The 2,139-nt window shown below is 66.8% G+C and carries 3 protein-coding genes; 2 read left to right on the top strand and 1 reads right to left on the bottom strand.

Going from position 1 to position 2,139, the window contains the following annotated elements:
* On the top strand, positions 1-401 hold a 401-nt coding region (locus EOD07_RS31920; RefSeq protein ID WP_127238101.1), incomplete at its 5' end, for an aminotransferase class III-fold pyridoxal phosphate-dependent enzyme.
* Between the two features lie 12 nt (positions 402-413).
* Complete coding sequence (locus EOD07_RS31915; RefSeq protein WP_245470571.1) at positions 414-1,877, top strand: NAD-dependent succinate-semialdehyde dehydrogenase; 1,464 nt, start codon at positions 414-416, stop codon at positions 1,875-1,877.
* A gap of 15 nt (positions 1,878-1,892) precedes the next feature.
* Here EOD07_RS31915 and EOD07_RS31910 read toward each other — a convergent pair.
* Positions 1,893-2,139: FCD domain-containing protein (locus EOD07_RS31910; RefSeq protein WP_127238100.1), on the bottom strand; the 247-nt coding region annotated here is incomplete at its 5' end.

Raw genomic sequence — 2,139 nt, 5'->3', positions numbered from 1 at the left:
ATTCGGGCCATCCCGTCGCCTCGGCCGTCGCGGCGGAAGCGTTGCGCATCTATCACGAGATCGACGTCGTCGGCCGTGCCCGAACTCTCGGCGCCCGGATGCTGGAAAAGCTGCGCGATGCGCTTGCCGATCATCCGATGGTCGGCGAGATCCGGGGCGTCGGCCTGCTTGCCGGCGTCGAGCTGGTCGCCGACCGACGCAAGAAACAGGGCTTTCCGGCCGAGGCCAGGGTTGGCGCGCAGGTCGAACGCGCCTGCCGGGCCCGCGGCATCATCCTGCGCAACATGGGCGACGTGCTGGCGCTCTGCCCACCTTACATCATCGAGCCGGATCAGATCGACGAACTCGTCCGCGCGCTTTTCCTCGCCATCGAAGACACAAGGGAGAGCCTCTCGCTCTGAGGCTTGGCTGCCATGACAATCACCATCAGACAGGACAAAAGCATGTATCCGGAGATCGGGCTTTTCATCGACGGCAAATGGGGTCCGGCCGCCGGCGGCAAGACGCTCGAGGTGCGCAACCCGGCCACCAACGAAGTCATCGGCTCGGTTGCGATGGCTGGCACTGCCGATCTCGACCGAGCGCTCGCAGCGGCCGAACGCGGCTTCAAGGTGTGGCGCAAGGTCTCGGCCTTCGAGCGCGGCAAGGTGGTCCGCGAAGCCGCGCGGCTGATGCGCGAGCGTGCGGGCAGGATCGCCAGCCTGCTCAGCCTCGAACAGGGCAAGCCGCTGGGCGAGGCGACGATCGAGGTCCTGGCCTCGGCCGATATCCTCGACTGGTTCGCGGAGGAAGGGCGCCGCACCTACGGCCGTATCGTGCCGGCCAGAGCCAGCAACGTCCACCAGCTGGTCGTGCGCGAGCCGGTCGGCCCGGTCGCGGCGTTCACGCCGTGGAATTTCCCGGTGTCGCAGACGATCCGCAAGATCGGCGCGGCGCTCGCCACCGGATGCTCGATCATCGTCAAGCCGCCGGAAGAGACGCCCGCTTCGCCCGCCTGCCTCGCCGACGCCTTCAAGGATGCCGGGCTTCCCGACGGCGTGCTCAACCTCGTCTACGGCAACCCGCCGGAGATTTCGAGCTACCTGATCCCGCATCCGGTGATCCGGAAAGTGTCCTTCACCGGCTCCGTTCCCGTCGGCAAGCAACTTGCAGCGCTCGCGGGACAGCATATGAAGCGCGTGACCATGGAGCTCGGCGGACATGCGCCGGCGATCGTCTTCGACGACGCCGACCTCGACAGCGCGGCGAGCCTGCTGGCGGCAGCCAAGTTCCGCAATGGCGGCCAGGTCTGCGTCTCGCCGACGCGTTTCCTGGTGCAGGAGAAATCCTACGCGCCGTTCGTCGACAAGCTCGTCGGCCATGCGCGCGCGATAAAGGTCGGCGACGGGCTGACTGAGGGCACCCGCATGGGGCCATTGGTCAATGAACGGCGGCTGCAAGCCGTCGAGGCCATGATTTCCGAAGCGGTGGCCGAGGGCGCAAAGATCGAGACCGGAGGCAAGCGCATCGGCAACAAGGGCGCCTTCTTCGAGCCGACCGTGCTCAGCGATCTCAGCCCCGGCATGCGCATCATGAACGAGGAGCCGTTCGGCCCGGTGGCGCTGGTGATGCCGTTCGCGACGTTCGACGAGGCGGTGGCCGAGGCAAACCGGCTGCCTTACGGGCTCGCGGCTTACGCCTTCACCCGTTCGCTGAAGACGGCGACCGAGCTTGGCGCCGAGATCGAGACCGGCATGCTGACGACGAACCATCTCGGCCTGGCGCTGCCGGAGGTGCCGTTCGGCGGCGTGAAGGACAGCGGCTACGGTTCCGAAGGCGGCTCGGAAGCGCTGGAGGCCTATCTCGTCACCAAGTTCATCAGCCAGGCCGGATTCTAGTGTCTTCCGCTTGGGTTAGGCGAACATCTCGGTGTGCTGCTCGAGCTGCAGGCGGGTGCGGCGGATATGGCCGTAGAGGATGAGCCCGGCCTGTTCGCCGTCGCGCCGCTTCAGCGCCTCGAGGATCAGCCGATGCTCGTGATGCACCGCCGCCATGCCGGCCTTGCCGACCGATGCGGCGAAGGCGCGCCGGTATTGCTGGGTGGTGTTCCAGAATTTGTGGATCATCTGGGCGAGCTGCGGCATGCGCGCGCCTTCATAG

The organism is Mesorhizobium sp. M2C.T.Ca.TU.002.02.1.1, from assembly GCF_003997225.1.
The sequence above is the reverse complement of the archived record's forward strand: the minus strand, read 5'-3'. Positions and strand labels throughout refer to the sequence as shown.

Bases quoted from the DNA above. Each gene is read 5' to 3' on its own strand.
- EOD07_RS31915 (WP_245470571.1), top strand. From the start codon at position 414: ATGACAATCACCATCAGACAGGACAAAAGCATGTATCCGGAGATCGGG.